Here is an 18,233-nt window from a genome sequence, read left to right as displayed (position 1 = left end):
ACCGCCCACACGGCGCCCTCGGCGGCCAGACCCCCTACGAACGCCTCAAGCAGAAGACCGAGACCCAGGTGTAACCGAGCTCCGGCAGATGCACATCTAGGCCCACTGCCGGAACACACGGCGGATCCCAGCCACCACGGCTACGACCTGGTGGCCGAAGTCGTCCACGCGGTGGCCCCGGGGCCGTCCGCGCCCACCCCCGAGTGCCTGAAACTCAAAGCCGACTGCCCCGAACTGGTGCGCTCGCCGAGCACGTCCGCGCGTTCGGGAAGACGCTCACCCAGCTCCAGCGCGACCAACTCCCGCAGAGGATCGAGGCGATCCGTGCCAACGGCCTGCCCAGCTTCCACACCTTCGTCAACGGCCACGAACGAGATCTCGCCGCCGTCACCGCCAGCCTGACACCGCCGTGGAGCTCCGAGGTCGCCAAGGGACTCCCCCGCCTCGCGGAGCCGGCGGGCGAACGCCAGCGCAGATTCGCCCGACACGGCTGATCCAGATCGCCGACCAACCGAAACCTCCGGCCTGCCGTCTGGCAGACCCGCGCGGTGAACGCAAAGACCTCGGCGGCCTCCTCATCGACCAGGCCGTCGAGCCGGACATCGACGACCACACCGGTGCCATCGGTAGACCGCGCGAAGAAGTCCGGGGTGTGCTCGCGATTCCTCGCCCCGTCCTCCCAGACCAGGCGGAAGGGTTGGGAAGCCAAGGCGACCACGGGGGGCCGAAGTCCAGAGCCACAAACGCCTCCGCATCCCGCTACGAGCGCCGAGCCGACCTCCACCAAGGCCTGCTCGAACTCGCCTGCGGCATCATCTGCTTGCGCCGACTCCGCAAGGGCTGCCCTGAAGCGATCAACACGGCCGTATCGGACTCAAGCGGAGCCGCAGAACAGAGAACTCGGCGGTCAGGAACTCAGCCTCTGCCGGCGTGACCCGCAGGCCCGGGCCAAGTAGGTCGCGCAGCATTTCGGCGGTCTCAGCAACCGTTCCACCGTAGGTCTGGCGGAGGATACGAAGGACATGGACCCGGGCGGGTTGCTCCGCAACAACGCTAAGCACAGTACCTCCCGTAGCCCGCAGGACAGCATCCCGAAGCCATGTCGGCCCTATGCCTTCAAAGCCCTCGTCCGAGCACTCGTGGCAAATCCGGCTGTCTCTCCAGTAGAGCCGCCCGTCCCGGACGACCTGCTCGGGCACACTCGCGGAGGGGCGTCCGCAGTACCAGCAACAACCTGGATCGACCCTACTCATGCCGGGTACCCCTGGGTGTGACGGTGCAGGGCCTGGGGAGAGATCGGTCCAACGTCACGGCTATCGCGTTAAGACCCGGGTTTACGATCACCCCCGCAGTCTGACGGAGCAGCCGAGGCAGTCGCCACCCGTTTGCCGAGGCTGCCGACCGGCTCGACACTCTGAAACGATCAGCACGCACGCCCGTGCCCGGCGGACTCGGGGGTGGCTTGGCACCCCGCGCCGCACAGTCCCCACTCCCTGCCCGGACCATTCGTCGGACCTCTCCCACACACCGGACGGCCACGCCGGTTCGGCGCGGGCCACAGGCCCGCGCGGCACACTGGAGCAGCTCCCAGACGGCGCCGGGGCGGTCGGAGCCGGTACGCCGAGACAACTACGGCCCAGGCCGCACACACCAGATGACCGTTCGTCAACCATCGGCCCGAACAAAGGTGAGCCACGACGCCCGCTTCCGAGCGGCCGATGGCGGATCCGCTACCGACAGGTAGCGTGATCGTCATCAGCATCCGCCAAGGGGGGAAGGATGTCATGGCGCTCAGCCGTCGTACCGCCGCGAACAACGCCGTGCGGACACCGGGGCCCGGAAAGCTCCGCGGTGGTCCCCATAGGCGGTGCGCACCCTCCCGGCAAGGCGCCGCGAGCCCTCGTCCACGGCACCAGGTACACGCGGGCGACCCCGTCACCCGCGTGAACGACCCGCACGCCGGGGTGCCCCCACGGCCCCGCCCGGTCCCCGGCACCGACGGTCCAGCCGCGCCCAGTCCGTTCACCTGAGCCGGACACCACCACCTCCCGCCGCACTGTCCGCGCACCCCAGGGCCCTGCGCCCACGCCCCGCCGGTCACATTCGCCCACAGGCCGCCCGGCGGGGGCGCGACCACACCCATCACCCGCCGCCGCGGGCCATCCTCCGAAGGACACCCAGTTGACCACCACGGCCTATGTCAGCCGACCCGCCCTCGTCTTCGGCGAGCACCTCGTTGACGCCGCCCGCGTCCGCGACGACATCCTCGCCTGGAACCCCGACCACCCCAAGTTCGAAGTCGTCCGCAAGGCCCTGACCAACCTCCCCGGTACCCGCCGCTACCTGCGCGCCTACGAGGAGATAGTGGCCGACCGCAGTCCCACCCAGCGCAAGGACGACGTCTTCGACGTCATCCTCCAAGCGGCCCAGCAGGCCGCCCACGCCGCGATGGACAACGCCAACGTCACCCCCGCCGACATCGACTGCATCATCACCACCAGCTCCACCGGCGACCGCATGCCCGGACTCGACGTCCACCTGCAGAACACCCTCCCGCTACGCCCCGACATCCGCCGGCGCACCATGACCCAGCTCGCCTGCGCGGGCGGCACCCAGGCGTTGATCATGGCGGAGGAGCACCTGGCCCGCTACCCGGGCCACATCGTGCTCGTCGTGGCGGGGGAGTTCCTGTCCTCGCTGTACCAGCAGTCGCTGCTGTCGATCGAGGACCTGATCTACAAGGCGCTGTGGGGCGACCTGGTGGCTGCCACCGTCGTCTCCGCCCGACCGCTGGGACCGGATGCGTCATTGCGCGTCGACCACACCTTCGAGTACGTGATCCCCCACACGACCGACCGCTACCGTAAGGAGACCGACGAGCGTGGCGACCACTTCTCCTCCACCCGGGCCTCGCTACGGTCGGTCACCGACCTGGCACCAGCACTGCTGGCATGGCTCGACAAGAACACCGACGGGCCCCTGGACTTCGGGATCCTGCACCCGGGCGGGCCCGCGATCCTGGCCAAGCTCGCCACCGTCCTGGACATCGACGAGGAGTTCACCAAGCACTCGCGCGACGTCCTCGCCGAGGAGGGCAACCTCGGCGGACCGACCATCTTCTCCGTCCTGGAACGCACCTACCGCACCCCTCCCGCCGACGGTGGACGCGGCCTGGTCTTCGGCCTGGGCCCGGGCGTCGCGATGGGAGCGCTCCTGGTGACCTGGACCGACCCTCAGGCCTGACTTCTCATCACAGGGCCGCCCGGGAAGCATTCCCCGGGCGGCCCGGCACGGGCGCCTGCGCTCACACAGCCTTCTCCGACACTCACCCGCCCGCAGGCCGTGGCGCCGGGCGCCAAGAGGACCCGGCCGGCTTGGGCTGGCGGACCAGGACCGGCGACGCGGGGGAGAGCGGCTCGAACCCGGCGCGCCCGTAGAGGCGGGCGAGCCGCTCGTCGGCGGCCACCGCCACCAGGGCGACGCCGCTGTCGTCGGCGAAGGTGAGCAGCGCCCGCACCAGATCGCGGGTGGCCTGCCCGTCGCGCCCGCCGGCCAGCGACCCCACCTCCGCCCACGGCTCACGCAGCACCCGGACCTCGCGGCGCAGCCGCACCCCCGCCCGGGCCGCCCGGGCAAGGGAGACGAGTTGCCACAGCAGCAGGGCCGCGACGGGGAGCAGCACGCCGCTCATCGCGCAGCGGCCGCCGGCGGGTCCCGCGACGGCATCTCCGACGGTGGCTGCCGCCAGCGCGACTGGGGTGAGCGCCGCCGCGAACACGACCAGGACACAGGGCAGGAGCAGCACGCTCTGCAGCGCGGTTCGGGTCCAGGGCTGGGGACGGCGCAGTACGAGCGTCGCCGAGCCGCGGCACATCACCCGGCCCGCACATCGGTGAACGGCTGTCTCGACCAGCCAGAACGGGACGAACAGGGCACGCGGCCACCCGGGGCGGGCAGCGCCGGGGGCGAAGGCTTGAGCGAGGACGCCCGCGAGCCGCGGCAGGCTGCGCCACGGCGCGAGCAGGTTCTCCGGTGTGCTGACCGACGCGGTGGCAGGGGACCTCACCGCACCCCTGTTCCGGTGCGTGCGCCGGCCCAGGTGGCCTGGGTGAGACGGGCGGCCTGGGCGGAGGCCTGCTGCAGGTGTCCGCGGGCGGTGCCGATGACCATGCCGGGGGCGGCGGTGGGATCGCCGACGGCGGTGTTGATGGCCGACGTCGCGGAGCGCACGTGGTGCACGATGCTGGCCTCCACCAGCCGCTGGCCCCCGCCGTGGGCTATGCCGGGCCGGCCCTCCTGGTACATCGCCCAGATCTGCTCGGGGGCGAGCGATCCGTGCCCTGCGGTGCCGCGCCGGTGGGCGTCCCACACCACGAGAGCGGGGTCGATGCTCCCGCGGCTGGTGACCGCGTCCTGGAGGGCGGTGAACAGCTGGGCCCGGCCGGGTTGGGTGAAGTCCTCGGCGCGCAGCCAGTGGCGCACCTGCTCCAGCTGGCCCGGGTCACGCAGCAGCGACGACAGCACGGCGTCCTCGGTGAACGCCGTCTCCGGGCGCGGGGCGTTCTGCGGGGCCATCGCCGCGCCGACGGCCCCGTCACGGCCCATGGCCTGCTCCCAGCGATCCTCCAGCTTCTGGAGGGTGGCGAGCATGGAGTTGATCTGCATCTCGGCGGCGGGCACGCCCGGTACCCTCAGCGTGTTCTCCACGCGCCAGGAGCCCTGGGCCACCTGCTGCTGGATGCTCGTCTGAAGGACCCGCTGGCCGAGCTGGGCGGCGTGCTCGGGGTGGGGAACTTGCTGGGTGGTGGTGAGGGCGTGGATCTGCTGGGCGACGGCCGGCCAGGCGGAGTCGGGGACCGTCCAGCGCTCGTCAATGGCCTTGTGTCGCAGCTGCTCGTAGAGCATCCGGGCCAGCACCTCCTGCCGCTCGGCGGGGGAGGACCGGATGGTGACGGCGGGGTGGGCGTACAGCTTCTCCTCGACCAGGGCCTTGTACATCTGCCCCAGCCACGGGTCCTGGAAGTCGCCGGCCTTGAGCCAGTGGGCGAGACGTGCGCCCTCCTGGGGCCGGGCCAGGACGGCGGCCAGCACCGCGCGCTCCGCGAACTCGCCCCGCGCGCCGATGGTGCGCTCCAGGCTCGACTGGGCCACCACCCGCCCGTACTGGGCGGCGTTGGCGGTGTTGGGCACGCTGGCGGGCAGGCCCGTGATGTAGGCGGCGACCTGTTGCCAGTCGGCGGTGCCCGCCCAACCCTCGGCGCCGGCTCGCGTGTGCAGGTCCTCCACCACCAGTCGCCCCAGCACCTGGGTTCGCTGCTGGGGCGGTGAGGCGAGAACCGTCGGATGGGCGTAGAGGTGGTTGTCCACCAGCACGCGGTAGATCTCCCTGCGCCACGGGTCCGCGAAGTCCTCGGCTCGAAGCCAGTTCCGTACCTCCAGCGCCCGGCTGGGGTCCTGAAGGACGGACCCCAGCAGGGCTTCCTCGGAGTACGCCTCCGGGCCGCTCACTCCCGCCCCGCCGGGCCCGGGTCCTGCTGCGTGAAGACGGCTTGCTGGGACAGGGCCCAGCGCCGGGCCTGCTCGTCCAGCGCCGCGACGGCCGCCTCCTCCAGCGGCTCCCACCACCCCTCACTCGCACGCCACCACCGCTCCACGAAGCGCACCGGCGCCCCCGGGAAGTCGCCCAGCAGTACAGCGTCGCCCGCCTCCATGTGCTGGCGCATCGCCTCGATGCTGACCGGCCCCGAGCGCAACCGCTCCGCCCGGGCAGTGGCGAAGTCCGCCAAGGAGGACAGCTGTCCGCCGCTCAAGGCCATGGCCCCGTCCCTTCCCGTCGTCGAATCCCGGCACCGCAAGCCCGCCGAACAGGCACGCGGGGGCGGCGCCCTGCCCAGCCATGAAAGGCCCGCGCAGGGCACGCCGGGCAGCTGGCAAGGCGTCCGATCCCGCCTGGAGGAAACAGCGGGTGGTGTATCCCGCCAGGCGGGATACACCACCCGGCGGGCTGCGCCAAGAGCCTGCGGCGAGGCACTGTGACGGTGACCCGGCCCACCCGGACCGGCCCACCCGGGACGGCGAGCTCCCCCCCATGACCGCTCGCCGTCCCGGCCCATCCGCAAGCCCGCGAAGGAGGAGCCCCAGTGGAGCGCGACGAGATGGGCGACGAGGAGTGGGAGCAGGCGATGGGCCGCGGGATCGAGGACGTCTTCGGCCACGACGACGACGGCGAGGAGCGCCGGGCGCACTGACGCCACCGCGCCGCCCGCGGACGGGCCGTCACCCCCCCCCACACGATAAGGAAGACGCGCGCGGTGCACCCCGAATGGTGGACGGAACACAACTGGTGCCCCGTCCCGCTGTGGCTACGCATCCCGCAGCAGGAGCGTGTCATCGACAAGGACGATCCCATCGGCCGCCAGGTCGAGGCACAGCTCACCAGCATCGGCCCGTCCTGGCAGGTGGGGCACACCCTCTACACTCTCGTCGACCACGACGCCGCCACCGGCACCCGTGCCCTGTACGCCCCGCGCTCCTTCGGCTCCCTGTACCGCCTGCTGGAGGACGTCCACCCGGAACACCTCTACGGCGCCTGGCTGCTCCTCACCCCCCGTCGGCGCCCGACGAACCGCTCGGCCAGCTCGTCTTCGAGTACCTTCTCCAGGAGAGCCACACCACGGCGCCGCCCCTGGGGAACCTGGACGCCATCGAGCGGCGCCGCTACCTCCAGGCCCGTGACCGCGACGCATGGGGCCACGAGCAGGGCATTGCCCCCGCCTGCCCGGGCCCGGACCGCGATGTGCCGGACGCTCTGCGCCTGAGTCCTTCGCCGCCCAGGAGCGGGCCGCCGTCGAGCGGTGGCTGCCGCCCCGAAGGAGGAACTCGATCTGCCCGCGGTCCCCGAGCCGCCCGCCCCGAGGCCCGCCGACCCGGCGCTGGAGGGCGCCTTCGATCTCCGGCCTCCCGCCGGGTGGACGCCCGAACCGCTCGCCCCCGGGAACGACAGCGGCAGCCGGCCGGACGCCGGGGCCACCATGCCGCGTCCTCACGGCCACCGCGGCGACGGCGATCTGACCCGGGCGCAGCTGCGCGCCCAGTGGGCGATGTGGCAGGCCGACCAGCGGGCCTCGGCCGCGTCCTTCGGTGCGAGCGGGCTGCGCGTGGAGGCCTTGTCCGGCCGGGGCCCGCAGTCCATGGCGCTGCAGCGCCGCCGCCGGCTGGCCATCGCAGCCGGGCGAATGCGCCAGGCCCAGGACGCCGCCGCGCACCGCGCCCGGATCGCCCAGGACGCGGCCTGCTGCCGCCAGGTGGCGGCCGCCCTCGACGCGCGTGCCCTGCGTCCCTGGTCGAGTGTCAAACATCGCGGGCACTGGCCGCCCGCCCACCGGCACTGACTGCGTCGGTGGGCCGAGGAGGAGCGGGCCCGTGCCCTGGCACTGGGCACGTTGGCCGAGAAGTACGGCGAGGACGTGCTCCGCTACCGGGACGAAGCGCGCCGAGCCGCTCCCGAATTGCGGGTTCCGCTAGGCGACGCGGACCTCCTCGAACAGGCGCTGCCCCGTCTGCGGGAGGAGGCGGTGGTGGCCGACCGCCTGTCCGTGCGGCACCGCCGCGAAGCTCTCCGGCGAGGCGCGGTCGGCCCGTCACCTGTGGGAGTGGCACTGGTACGGCGCCTGGCACATCAGGCAGGAGATACGGCAGCGCCGCCGTGCCGCCGATCGCCGCCCGGTACCGCCGGTGGAGGGCCCCGTGGTGCCGGCCGTGGAAGATCCGCGAAACCGCGAGCGGCCGCCGAGGCCCGCCCGGGGAACGGCCACACCATCCGGGGACGATGATCCGTGGTGACGGGTCAGGCGACCTGGAGCCCGGACACCAGCTCGTACATGGACTGCTTCTCGGTGGTGCTCATCTGCAGCACGTCTGCGACCCGCTCCAGCAGTTGCGGGTTGGGCCGCAGGACCTTGCCCCGTTCGAAGTCGCCGTAGTGGCGGCCCGACACCCCGACCATCTCGGCGAGCTTCTCCTGCGAGACCTCGACCCGGTCCCGGCAGGACGCCAGCATCCCGCGCAGGTCCTCGCTGGCGGACAAGATGTTCACGGACATGGCCGGCGGCCTCCTCGTGATGGTCGCCCGCACCACCGGACGCCCGTGGCCGCGTGGACCTGTCCAGGGCTCCGGCGGCGGTCAGCGTCGTGCTGCCGGGCGGAGAACCTTGAACATAATCAATGTCCACGTGGCCACATACTGCACGAGCGCACCACGGCGGTGGCCGAAACCTCAGCGGGCGCACACCCGGCGCTCCGGCGCACGCCCCCCGAGGGCCGTTCAGGCGTCCACGTCGGGAAGTAACCTGTCCACCTGCGCGAGCTCGTCCGAGGACATCCTCCCCAGCCGCACGCATAGCCGACGCACGTGCGGGCTCTGCAGAGCGTCGACCAGTGCCAGGTGTTCCTCGGGCTCCCAGGCCGAGCCGGGGAAGAAGAAGCCGGGGGAGACCTGGAAGTGGTCGGCCAGCGCCTTCAGGACCTTCATGCTCGGGTTGGCGGACCGGCCCGTGCGCAGCCGGTAGAGGGTGTTCTCGTCGACGAGCGAAGCACCGGTCCGTGCGGCGATCGCCGCCGCGACGGCGGCGTCGGACGGCGGCCGCTCGCCGGCCGGGGTTACGGCCCGCCGCAGGGTCTCGAACCTCTCCGCCAGGCTATGCCCGGGCTTGCCGTCAGCGTGAATCACAGCCGCTTCGCCTCCACATCCGTGTCCCGGCAGGACCGTCGGAGGAAGCAGTTCTGCTACCACCTTGTCACTTCTGGTTACAGCCGGCCGGATTTCTTCCTATGATCGCCACTTGCGTTCTCTGAATCTGCGCAGACTCCGGAGGTGGTCGCACCCCGCCCCGCCGCACACTCAGGGCACGCACGTGCATGGGCCCCGAAGCCACGGGTTCCACTCTCGGGGAGGACCAGACCTGTGTCCACGCTTAAATTCGCCACCAGTGTGCCCGATGCCAGGCTCCGTTTTGTAGAGGATCCCCCCGCCACCCACACAGACCGGCCACTGGAAGGCGTGTACCTGTGGAGCCCCGAACAGGTCCCCCACGCCGACCAGACACGCCACCAGCTGGTCATCGTCGAAGCCGGCGACCCTCGCCTGTCGGACTGTCAGCAGCTCACCGATCTCATGGCGCACCTCGCCGCCCGGCAGGCAGCGGGGCTGGCCGTCGCGGCCCGGACCGCAGGTGAGGTCCCCGCCGAAGTGCGCAGCACGGCCCGCCGACACGCGGTGCCGCTGCTCACGGTCTGCCCGCAGCCCGCCGCCTGGATGCGTCTGCACCGCGCGATCACCGAGGACGTCCACCGCAGGATCCTGCGCACCGCCCGACTGCACTCCCAACTCGTCGAACAGGTACGCCACCTCGGCCGATCCGACGGCACCCAGCGGATCGTGTCCTGGCTCGCCTCCACCATGGACGCCGAGGTCACCCTGACGACACCCCGGGGCGCCATGCTGGCGGCGCTCCCCGAGAGCGCCCCGGCGACGATGGCCCCGGCTGGCGCCCGAATCGCGGAGCTTGCCGCGGCGGGCCGGGGCTCCGCGGCCCTCGACCTCCCCGATGGCCGCCGCCAGATACGCCTGTTCACCGTCGGTACCACCCGCCCCGCTCCGGTACTGGCCGTGGCCTGTGAGGCCTTCGGTCCGGAGATCAGCGCCGCCATGGCCCGGGTCCTGGACCTGCTCGCCGCACGGCTGGCCATCGAGGAGGCTGACCGGGGACGGAGCCGACTGAGGTGCAGCGAGGATGTGGTGCGTGGCGCGATCCTCAACCTCCTGATGACCGGCCAGGTCAGCGCGGCCAGGAGCGCCGCGGTCAGCCTGGACCCCGGAACACTGGACGACGGCCTTGCCCGCACCCTCATCCTCAAGGTCCCCCGTGCACAACGGCTGGCGATCATCCAGCAGTGCCACCAGGCCATCGGAGACCGAGCGATCGTCAGCGGATGTCCCACGCACGGTGACCGCGTCATCGTGCTCATCCCGGGCGCGGCCGGCGACTTCGAGACCAAGATGATCAGGAGCCTCGTGGCCTTCACCCAGGCGGCGCCAGAGCGCTACCTCGGCGGCAGCTACCTCCACACCCTCGACGAGACCGCTAGCGCCCACCGGGACGCCGCCCGCGCCCTGGCCGTCGCCGAGCGCGCGTCCGGCCGGGTCCACCTCTACATCACCGAAGTCCAGCTTGCTCACGTCCTTGACCAGCGGCATGCCGCCGCCTGGGCCCGATACCAGTTGTGCCCGGTGCTCGAACTCCCCGAGATCCGCCGAGACCAGCTCCTGACCACATTGGGCCTGGGGCTGTTGTTTACTCCGGCCGCCACCGCCAGAACCCTGGGTACCCACCGCAACACCGTCGCGCGCCGTCTGGCGGAGGCCGCCTTGCTGCTGGGAATTGACCTCCAGGACGTGTGGCAGCGGGCACTGGTCGGCCTGGCCCTGGAGGTCTGGGCCGCGACCGCGCACCTCCCGCAGGAGACGGGCGCTCCCGTGGTCACGGACATCCTGGACACCGCGCCAGTGCGACAGTGGGCCGACCGGTTCCTCGGCCGATTGGACAGTGACCGACGTCAGTTGCGCGAAACGCTGTCGGCCTGGATCCAGGCCAAGGCCCGGATCGATGACACCGCCCATCTCGTGGGCCTCAACCCCGCCACCGTGAGGATCCACCTCCGCAGCGCCGAGCAACTCCTCCAACGCCGCCTGCTGACCAACACGTCCTCCGACGCGCCGGCCGGCTGCATCGTTCCAGGCGCCCACGACCTTGTGCTGGCGTTCTTCGTGGTGGGAGGCGACGCCACGCTGCGGTCACCTGCCGGCCCGGCGGTCCCGTCCTGCGCCGGGTGAACCCTAGTAGGACCCCGGCGGGACGGGCGAGAGGCCGCAGACTGCCGTTCAGCCCACGAGCCCACACTCTCCCCGCCCGGCGCCCGCCGTCGACGAGCGGCGGGACCGACCCGGGCCCGGACCGGCGGGTGTCAGCGTCACTGGTAGGTGAGATCCGTGATCGACGGCAGCAGCACCTGGGCTGCCGTGTCGGCGCCGGACAGGGAAAGCGAGGGCGTCGCCGACGGCGGTGTACAGGCGCGGGCACCGCGACTCACTCGGCCTGGACCCGGTCGACCCGCACCCCCGGAGGTCGGCCCCGACACCCTGTCGCTCAGGGCCGGACCAAGGGCTGTTCGCGGAGGAGTCCTACCAGTGGGTACGCGACGTCGTACTGCTGACCGACGACGAGTGCCTGCAGCCCTACGCGATCGGCCTCGACACCGCCTTCCTCGCGGCCAGCGCCCGCCTGACGGTCGGCATCGGCACCCCACGTACCGGCTGCGCCCGGCATTCGACAAGAAGACGCGCCGCCAGCCACCCCCGCAACCCCGACGCGCTGCGCCCGGCCGCGCACCCCGCTGGGGCGTGGGAGGACCACCGGGTCCGGGCAGAGGCCCGCCGCCTGCTGGCAGCCGCCGACATCGCTGACCCGGCTGCAGACGCCCAGGCCGTCCGGCAGCTGCGCGAAGCCCTCGTTGACGCGGGCGAGCTCGACGCCCCGAATTCGCCCGGGGTGGCCATGTCGGCGGTACTCACTGGCCCGAGGGCAGGCTCTTGGGCGGAGCTGGGCCGTGGGCGTTCATCGCCCGGCCCCGGAACGGGTGTGAACGGGCCGGCTGCTCGGCTCCGGGCAGGGCGGGTGGGCCTGGTATTGAACGCGCAGTGCTCCGCCGGACCTTGTGTGGCGGAGGCGATTCGGCTGCTCCTCTCGCGTGCGATTGCAGCCCTGGTCACCCGGAGCACGCGGGACAACTCGCTGATCGAGACTCGGAGCCCCGTAGTGGAGACCAGCTGGAGGGTTGTCAGTTCCTCGTCCGCTCTGCGGGACGGCGCTGAGGAGGTGTGCTGCCGCAGACATTGGTCGCGAGGGCTTGCAGCCCGAGAAGGTGCTCGACCATGGTTGGAGGGACCTTCTGGGCTCGGCAAAGGATCAGCCACCCCCTCGCGGCCATCAGGGCCGGAGTTGCCGTACCTGCGGGTCGTAGCAGTTGAGGCCCATCGACGAAGCCACCGTCGCCGCGTAGGCGGACGCCTCCTCCGCCATGCTGAAACGCGTCGGGAAGTAGACCAGAGGGCCGCTCGCCTCTCCGATCAGCGGACCGGTCGACCACGGCGAGATGTCGTCCTCATGATCGGCGAGGTCAGGCCATCGCTCCAGGAGTGCGGCGACATAGGCTCCGATTTGCTTGGTCGGAGGGATGTCAAACTCGTCCGCGGCGATGTACTCGTTGTACAGATCGGTGAAGCACTGGCCCGCGGCAGCGTCATCTGCAGGCCGCTCGCCTTCCCAGACAGCAGGGTCGTAGCTTCGACCCCAACCGCTCGGCGCCTATCGTGCCCCGGTCGACCTCCACGAACGCCCGCAGCCGCGCCACCGCGCCGCCCCGCTCGCGCACGCCGTAGTACAGCAGCCCGTCCGGGCGCACCGACCCGTCCCGACCCTCGGCGAAGCGGTGGGTGATCTCCGGGATGAAGTCGAACGGCCCGTACCCGTCGCCGCGCGCCCGGGCGTCGGCCAGGAACGTCAGGTGCGTGCTGACGACCGCCAGCTGGTGCCACAGCGCGTACTTGAATGCCGTCGCGTCCCCCGGCAGCCGGGGCGCCGGAACCTCTGCCAGCTCGGGGCAGGCACCGGCGATCCGCGCGCCGTGCTCGGTCAGGAACCAGCTCCTGGTCCTCCCGGACTGCGGCAGCACCAGCTCCGCGGCCAGGTCCTCCGCCCGCAGTCGGCGCAGCCGCGCCCGCATCTTCTCGATCCCCGCGTCCGGCGCGGTCAGCCGGCGCAGTCGTTCGGCGGTGGCGATGCGGAACTGGAACAGTGCGGCGGGCACCGTCCAGGTGATCTCCACCTCCCGCGTCTCGCTGTCCGGCTCCACCCCGGTCCGCGTCCGCCGGCTCTTCTTGGCAGCGTTGTCGTCGGTCGTCATCGCTCGGGTTCCCCGTTCGGCTCGGCACGGAGCCACATGCTCCGCGCGGTCGCCGCAGGGAACCCCGCGAACCTTGGCGGATCCCTTGGTGATCCACCCCCTCTGTCGTAACGTCCACCAAAGTGTGCGGCCGATACCTTGACGGTCTACCAAGGTGAGCGACAGTTCCTTGACGGGTCATCAAGGAACCGGAATCGGTGCAGGTCGGAGCTTCTTCACGGCTCCTTCTCCCCGCGGTCGGCCGGTTCGTCGGGCGGTCTGTCGGGCGAACCGCCGCGCTGCCGAGTCATCGCGCCGATGCGGTCGTCGGCTCTGTAGTTGGCGTGTGACTGGGGGTCTCCGGGGTGGCCGGGTGCCGGCGGTCGCCGATCGACGCGGCGGGTGCCGTCGTGGGGCGGAGGGGGTGGCCGGAGCTCGCTGCCGGGGGGCTGGGGGAGTTCAGGCGATGGCCGGGGTCATGTCCTGTCGAGGATTTGTGGCGGCGCACGTGCTTCTTGTTTCGGCCCGTGGCTGGGGACGGTTCCGACGGTCCGGGTGACAGTGCCCGCGCCTAGGGTGCCGGGCATGATCATGTTGACCGTCGACGAGCCCTGGGACCGTGTCGAGAGCTGGCTCGTGCGGCACGCCCCCGTCACTCACGGGCTGTTGCGGCCGCCGGCCGTGCCGGCGGACATCGAGGCGGCCGAACCCCGGCTTGGGGTGGCCTTCCCGTCCGACCTGAGGCGGTCGTTGCTGCGGCACGACGGCGTGGAGCTCCAGGAGGGGACGCTGCGGCTGGACTACTACGGACCGCTGTCCGGGGTGGGGGAGATCGTCCGGAGCACGGAGTTCCTGCGTGAGGTCGCGGAGGACGTCGCGCAGGAGGAGGGCGAGCTCGCGGAGGAGGAACATGACGAGTGCGCGTACTGGCCGCGCGAACGACTGCTGGTCACCCTGGGCATCGGCTGGCAGAAGTAGCGCAGCGCCGTCTGCTCCCGGGTACGGCCGGCCTGTCCTCAGGTAGTGGGCAGGCTGGCCCGTCGCGCCGATCCGTTCCCGACGTTCCCGGCCGGTGGGTCGCGGCCGCGCAGGTGGGCGGGCCGTCGGGGAGGTCGTCACCCCGGACCGGATCGGACGGATCGGCGCGGAGTTGGCCGAGGACGCCCTCGTGACGAGTGTCGAGTACTTCTCCCAGGGCTGCGATCTCGCCGTCTCCGAGGCCTTCACCCTCGCGGCGCGGCCGAGCCGGGCCGGCGCCGTCAGGCCGATCGCGATCCAGGCGGAGTTCAGAGCGGCGGACGGCCACGCGCTGTAGTAGCCGGAGTTGGCGGTCCCCGCTCCGCGCCGCCCACGTTCATCAGCTGAAGGCGGCCTCGCCCGCCGCGATCCGCCCGGCGGGGGCCGTCGCGGGCGCGGCGAGCGGCTGGGCGGCGCCCGCCGAGCCGACCGCCGCGACCGCCGCCGAGAGGACCGTCACCCTTGCCCGTCGACCAGGGCGTGCGCGCGGACCGGGAAGGTGCCCATGCCCTCGACGGCCGGCGGCGCGGCGAAGAACCGGAAGCCGGACGGCGGTAGCTGCTCCAGGCCGCGCAGGTGCTCGACCACCGGGATGCCGGCCGCCAGCAGCGCGGTGTGCGCGGGGCGGTTGCCGTCGGCGGTGTCGTCGATGTTCACCGAGTCGATGCCGACCAGCGCCGGGCCCTGCTCGGCGAGCCAGGCGGCGGCGTCCGCGGTCACGAACGGGTGTCCGCTGCCGTAGGCGTCCGTCCCCCAGTGCCGGTCCCAGCCGGTGTGGATCAGGACGGCCCGGCCGGTGACCTCGTAGGGGAGCAGCAGGCCGCGGTCGATAGCGCGCCCCGGCGCGCCGTCGAGCCGGACCACCAGGCCGGGCAGGTCGGTCAGCCGTTCCAGCGGCAGGGCGGCGAGGTCGGGGCCGTCGCCGAAGCGGTGGAACGGGGTGTCCACGTAGGTGCCGGTGTTGGCCACCATCGAGATCCTGGCGATGTTGAACTCGGTTCCGGGGGAGTACAGTTCGCGCGAGGCGTGCCGGGAGAGGTGGTCGCTGATCTCCGGGCCGGGCAGGCCGGGGTAGGTCACCATGCCCTGGCGGATCGGGTGGCTGAGGTCCACGATCCGGTGCCCGGTGGCGGCCCCGCCGGCGACCGTGCCGCGCGAGCCCTTGTGCGGCTCGCGCAGGACCTCCCGGTTCGTGATCCGCACCCCCTCGACCATCAGCAGGCCGAGGTGGCGCACCAGCAGTTCACCGAGCTCGCCGTCCTCGATCTCCGGCCCGGGCACGTCCAGCCGGAACCCCTGTGTCTGCAGGCCGCCGCCGTTGGCGAAGCCCACCTCGGCGTCGAACCGCACCCGCCACTGCTCACTCGTATCGGTCATGCCTCATGGTCAGTGAAGGGCGGCTTGCGGGCAAGCGAGAATCTCTGAAGTGCCGCTGCGGTCCTGCTGCATGAGACTCGACCCCCGGAGGCGGCGCGTCCTGCGCGCCGGGGCCCGGCGCGGCGGCGTCGTGTACGCCGCCGGGCTGTTGCACCTCACCCCCTCCGCGGCCTCCCAGTAACTCGCCCCACTGGAACGGGAGATCGGCCGGTCGTTGGTGGACCGCTCACGCCGGCGGGTCGCGCTCACCCCGGCCGGGCGGCTGCTCGCCGCCCGCGCCGAACGCATCGAGCACGAACTCGCCGAGGCCCCGCCGCGAACTCGCCGAACTCGGCGGCCGGGCCGGCGCCTCGTGGTACTCGCGGCCTTCCCCTCCGCCGTCTGCCACCTGCTGGGTGCCCGCCCTGGGCGAGCCGGCCCGCTCCCACCCCGAGCTGGAGCCCCGGGTGGTCGAACGCGAAACCGCCGAGCCGCCGCAGGAGTTGCGCACCGGCGGCATCGACCTGGTGATCGCCGAAGAGGACGGGCCCGGCCCGGCCGACCCCTGGCCCGGCCTGGTCGCCGACCCGGTCGCCGACGACGAGTACCGGGTCGTCATCCCCACCTCCTGGCACCGGCAGCCCCGCTCCGTCCGCGACCTGGCCGAACGCCCCTGGGCGACCGGGCCGCAGGGCAGCGCCTGCGGCCGGGCCCCGACCAGGATCTCCGCCGAGTACGGGTTCCCGGCCCGCAGGGCGCACGTCTGCGTGGAGTTCCCGGCCGTCCTCGCCCTGGTCGCGGCAGGCCACGACGCCGCGATCGCACCCACTCCGGCGCTCGGCGGCAGCCCGCCGGAGGGGGAGGTCGGGTCCGGTGGTTCTGGCAGCCGAGGATGGTGTTGGGGCGCTGATTGCCGGTGTCGCAGAACAGGGCGAGCAGGGCGTAGTCGGGCCTGCCGGCGAAGGCGGGTTTCGGGCAGTGCTCGGGATGGGGACGGGGACCGGGTTGCCCGCAGCCCAGCTGGGCCTTCAGGCGGTCGTCGAAGCCGGCGCCCGCGGTGCCGTCGACGACGGGCCCTGGGTGGGTGCGGCGCGGATGTGTAACAGATCGTCAGATTCGGTGCCTCTCTTCTACGGGGGCGCGATCACGCCGATGGCGCCCCGCGATGCGATGCCGACCGAGGAATCTGGGGATCGACACATGAGGCGAGTACGACACTGGGCCGTGGCCGCACTGGCGGCTTCCGTGCTGACGGCGGCGACGGCCACCGGGGCCACCGCGGCCGAGGCGCCGGAGGCCGACGGTGCGCGGGTGGCCGGCGCGCGGGCGGCGGGGGCGCGCTTCACGCCGGCGAAGCTGCCACTGGAGGGCGCGGTGCTCAGCTCCGGCGCGCAGCTCGACGCCCGCACCACCTGGGTGGCCGGGTTCCGGATCACCGAGGCCGGCCAGGCGCTGCGGTTCGCCCCGGTGGTCGCGGAGCGGGTGGGCGGGGACGGTGCCTGGCGTGAACTCCCGGCCCCCGCTGCCGACTTCACCGGCCGGGCGGCGGCGGTGGCGGGCAGCTCGCCACGCGACGCCTGGCTCGTGGGCGATCTCGATCCGCGCACCGGCCGGATCCTCGCCCAGCACTGGGACGGCACCGCGTGGACCAGCACCACCGTCGAGACGCCGCCCGGCGAGGTCGGCTCCCTCAATCTGCTCGGCGCCTCCGCACCCCGGCCGGGCCGGGCCTGGGCGGTCGGTGGTGCGGCGATCGTCACCGGCCGGACCCCGGGTCCCGTCCCCGGGAGCGAATCGGTGGAGCGGAGGACCACCGGACTGATCGAACGCTGGGACGGTACCGCCTGGCACCGGCTCGCCGTTCCGGAGATCGACGGGGACTGGTGGCTCAGCTCCGTCACCGAGATCGCGCCGGACGACGTCTGGGCGGTCGGGAACACCGCCTACCCCGACGACCGGCCCGTCCTGCTGCACTACGACGGCCGGGACTGGACCAGGGTCACCGCCCCCGACTTCACCGGGCTCTACGGCGAGTACCAGAGCGTCGCGGCCGACGGGCCCGACGACGTGTGGGTGGTGGGCCGGGCCGTCCTGACCGACAAGGACCGCGGCCACCCGCTGGTCGCCCACTACGACGGCCGCTCCTGGACCACGGTGGCCGCCCCGGAGGGCGTGGCCGGCAAGCTGTGGTCGGTCACCGCCGTCCCGGGCGGCATCGCCGCCGTCGGCTGGGAGGCGAGCGGCGCGCCGGACCGACCGCTCGGCCTGCGCTTCACCCACGGCCGCTGGGAGACGCTCGACCTCTCCGTGCCCGGCTACGCCGACCTGTCCTACCAGGCGGTGGTGGCCGCGCCGGGCGGCCGGTTGACCGCGGTGGGCGCAGGCATCACCCCGAAGTCGTCGACCTACCAGCCGATGGTGCTCACCGGCCGCAGGTGACTCCGTCCCCCGCTCCCGCGCCCGGCCCGGGCCCGGGAGCGGGGGAACGCGCAGGGCCGGGTCGAGACCCGCTCGCTCCGCCGGCTGGCCAACCACCCCGACCTGCGGCTCCTGCCGGCCACGGAGGTCGGGGACCGGCGGCGGTCGGTGGAGCAACGGCCCAGGACGCTATCTCGGTTCCCGGACCCTGGAACGGCTCACCGGCCTGGCGGGCGAGAGCCTGGTGCCGGCCTGCGCGGACGGGCGATGGACGCGTCGCGCGGCGGCCAGCCGAGCATCGGCCGCGCCACCCTACGCGGGGTCCTTCGGCGGGTAGAACTGCCGGGTCCAGAGGCGGTACGCGCCGAAGGGGGAGTCATCTCCGTTGATCTTGGGGTGCTGGAGATACTCCCTGCGGCGCCAGACGCGGAAGTCCTGAGCGA

Annotated in this window: 16 protein-coding genes and 2 pseudogenes; 10 read left to right on the top strand and 8 right to left on the bottom strand. The window is 72.6% G+C overall.

Annotation, left to right across the window (positions count from 1 at the left end; translation table 11 throughout):
* Window positions 1-203: 203 nt before the first annotated feature.
* From ACFXHB_RS40870 to ACFXHB_RS40860, 3 genes and pseudogenes are all read left to right on the top strand, one after another.
* Window positions 204-494, top strand: coding sequence for a hypothetical protein (locus ACFXHB_RS40870; RefSeq protein ID WP_380581603.1), 291 nt, complete (start codon window positions 204-206; stop codon window positions 492-494).
* Between the two features lie 260 nt (window positions 495-754).
* Window positions 755-835 (top strand): annotated as a pseudogene (locus ACFXHB_RS40865) (IS5/IS1182 family transposase); the annotation flags it as partial.
* A 1,346-nt stretch (window positions 836-2,181) separates the two neighbouring features.
* Window positions 2,182-3,243, top strand: a complete 1,062-nt coding sequence (locus ACFXHB_RS40860; RefSeq protein WP_380581601.1) for a PhlD — start codon at window positions 2,182-2,184, stop codon at window positions 3,241-3,243.
* Window positions 3,244-3,325: 82 nt separating this feature from the next.
* On the opposite strand, the gene ACFXHB_RS40855 is transcribed toward ACFXHB_RS40860, so the two are convergent.
* Genes ACFXHB_RS40855 through ACFXHB_RS40845 form a run of 3 tightly spaced genes read right to left on the bottom strand, consistent with a single transcriptional unit; the run spans window position 3,326 to window position 5,816 of the window.
* Window positions 3,326-4,066, bottom strand: a complete 741-nt coding sequence (locus ACFXHB_RS40855) for a hypothetical protein (protein ID WP_380581599.1) — start codon at window positions 4,064-4,066, stop codon at window positions 3,326-3,328.
* Complete coding sequence (locus ACFXHB_RS40850) at window positions 4,063-5,508, bottom strand: DnaB-like helicase N-terminal domain-containing protein (RefSeq protein WP_380581597.1); 1,446 nt, start codon at window positions 5,506-5,508, stop codon at window positions 4,063-4,065. The genes ACFXHB_RS40855 and ACFXHB_RS40850 overlap by 4 nt, the downstream gene beginning before the upstream one ends.
* Window positions 5,505-5,816 carry a hypothetical protein gene (locus tag ACFXHB_RS40845; RefSeq protein ID WP_380581595.1) on the bottom strand — a complete coding sequence of 104 codons (312 nt, stop codon included), beginning with the start codon at window positions 5,814-5,816 and terminating at the stop codon, window positions 5,505-5,507. The genes ACFXHB_RS40850 and ACFXHB_RS40845 overlap by 4 nt, the downstream gene beginning before the upstream one ends.
* Before the next feature lie 495 nt (window positions 5,817-6,311).
* On the opposite strand from ACFXHB_RS40845, the gene ACFXHB_RS40840 reads away from it, so the two are divergent.
* On the top strand, window positions 6,312-6,818 hold the full coding sequence (locus ACFXHB_RS40840; RefSeq protein ID WP_380581593.1) for a hypothetical protein: 507 nt from the start codon (window positions 6,312-6,314) through the stop codon (window positions 6,816-6,818).
* Between the two features lie 36 nt (window positions 6,819-6,854).
* Window positions 6,855-7,391, top strand: a complete 537-nt coding sequence (locus tag ACFXHB_RS40835; protein WP_380581591.1) for a hypothetical protein — start codon at window positions 6,855-6,857, stop codon at window positions 7,389-7,391.
* Between the two features lie 455 nt (window positions 7,392-7,846).
* On the opposite strand, the gene ACFXHB_RS40830 is transcribed toward ACFXHB_RS40835, so the two are convergent.
* Entirely contained in the window at window positions 7,847-8,101 is a 255-nt protein-coding gene (locus tag ACFXHB_RS40830; protein ID WP_380581588.1) for a helix-turn-helix domain-containing protein, read from the bottom strand.
* Window positions 8,102-8,323: 222 nt separating this feature from the next.
* Window positions 8,324-8,728: a helix-turn-helix domain-containing protein gene (locus tag ACFXHB_RS40825; protein WP_380581586.1), complete on the bottom strand. Its 405-nt coding sequence runs from the start codon at window positions 8,726-8,728 to the stop codon at window positions 8,324-8,326.
* 330 nt (window positions 8,729-9,058) lie between these two features.
* Here ACFXHB_RS40825 and ACFXHB_RS40820 point away from each other — a divergent pair, with 330 nt between their 5' ends.
* Window positions 9,059-10,891 (top strand): helix-turn-helix domain-containing protein, encoded by a 1,833-nt coding sequence (locus tag ACFXHB_RS40820; protein WP_380581584.1) that lies wholly within the window; start codon window positions 9,059-9,061, stop codon window positions 10,889-10,891.
* Window positions 10,892-12,357: 1,466 nt separating this feature from the next.
* Here the strand turns inward: ACFXHB_RS40820 and ACFXHB_RS40815 are convergent.
* Window positions 12,358-13,020 (bottom strand): replication-relaxation family protein, encoded by a 663-nt coding sequence (locus ACFXHB_RS40815; protein WP_380581582.1) that lies wholly within the window; start codon window positions 13,018-13,020, stop codon window positions 12,358-12,360.
* Window positions 13,021-13,584: 564 nt separating this feature from the next.
* On the opposite strand from ACFXHB_RS40815, the gene ACFXHB_RS40810 reads away from it, so the two are divergent.
* Window positions 13,585-13,977 (top strand): SMI1/KNR4 family protein, encoded by a 393-nt coding sequence (locus ACFXHB_RS40810; protein WP_380581579.1) that lies wholly within the window; start codon window positions 13,585-13,587, stop codon window positions 13,975-13,977.
* Between the two features lie 94 nt (window positions 13,978-14,071).
* Entirely contained in the window at window positions 14,072-14,314 is a 243-nt protein-coding gene (locus tag ACFXHB_RS40805) for a hypothetical protein (RefSeq protein ID WP_380581577.1), read from the top strand.
* 158 nt (window positions 14,315-14,472) lie between these two features.
* On the opposite strand, the gene ACFXHB_RS40800 is transcribed toward ACFXHB_RS40805, so the two are convergent.
* Window positions 14,473-15,393, bottom strand: a complete 921-nt coding sequence (locus ACFXHB_RS40800) for a cyclase family protein (RefSeq protein WP_380581575.1) — start codon at window positions 15,391-15,393, stop codon at window positions 14,473-14,475.
* Window positions 15,394-15,788: 395 nt separating this feature from the next.
* On the opposite strand from ACFXHB_RS40800, the gene ACFXHB_RS40795 reads away from it, so the two are divergent.
* Both ACFXHB_RS40795 and ACFXHB_RS40790 read left to right on the top strand, forming a co-directional pair.
* Window positions 15,789-16,475, top strand: coding sequence for a LysR substrate-binding domain-containing protein (locus tag ACFXHB_RS40795; protein WP_380581573.1), 687 nt, complete (start codon window positions 15,789-15,791; stop codon window positions 16,473-16,475).
* Window positions 16,476-16,572: 97 nt separating this feature from the next.
* Window positions 16,573-17,811 carry a hypothetical protein gene (locus ACFXHB_RS40790; RefSeq protein WP_380581571.1) on the top strand — a complete coding sequence of 413 codons (1,239 nt, stop codon included), beginning with the start codon at window positions 16,573-16,575 and terminating at the stop codon, window positions 17,809-17,811.
* 291 nt (window positions 17,812-18,102) lie between these two features.
* Here the strand turns inward: ACFXHB_RS40790 and ACFXHB_RS40785 are convergent.
* Window positions 18,103-18,233 (bottom strand): annotated as a pseudogene (locus ACFXHB_RS40785) ((2Fe-2S)-binding protein); the annotation flags it as partial.

Origin of the sequence: Kitasatospora sp. NPDC059327, from assembly GCF_042752535.1 — a bacterium.
Taxonomy (GTDB): domain Bacteria; phylum Actinomycetota; class Actinomycetes; order Streptomycetales; family Streptomycetaceae; genus Kitasatospora.
This window is presented reverse-complemented; position numbering and strand designations above follow the sequence as displayed.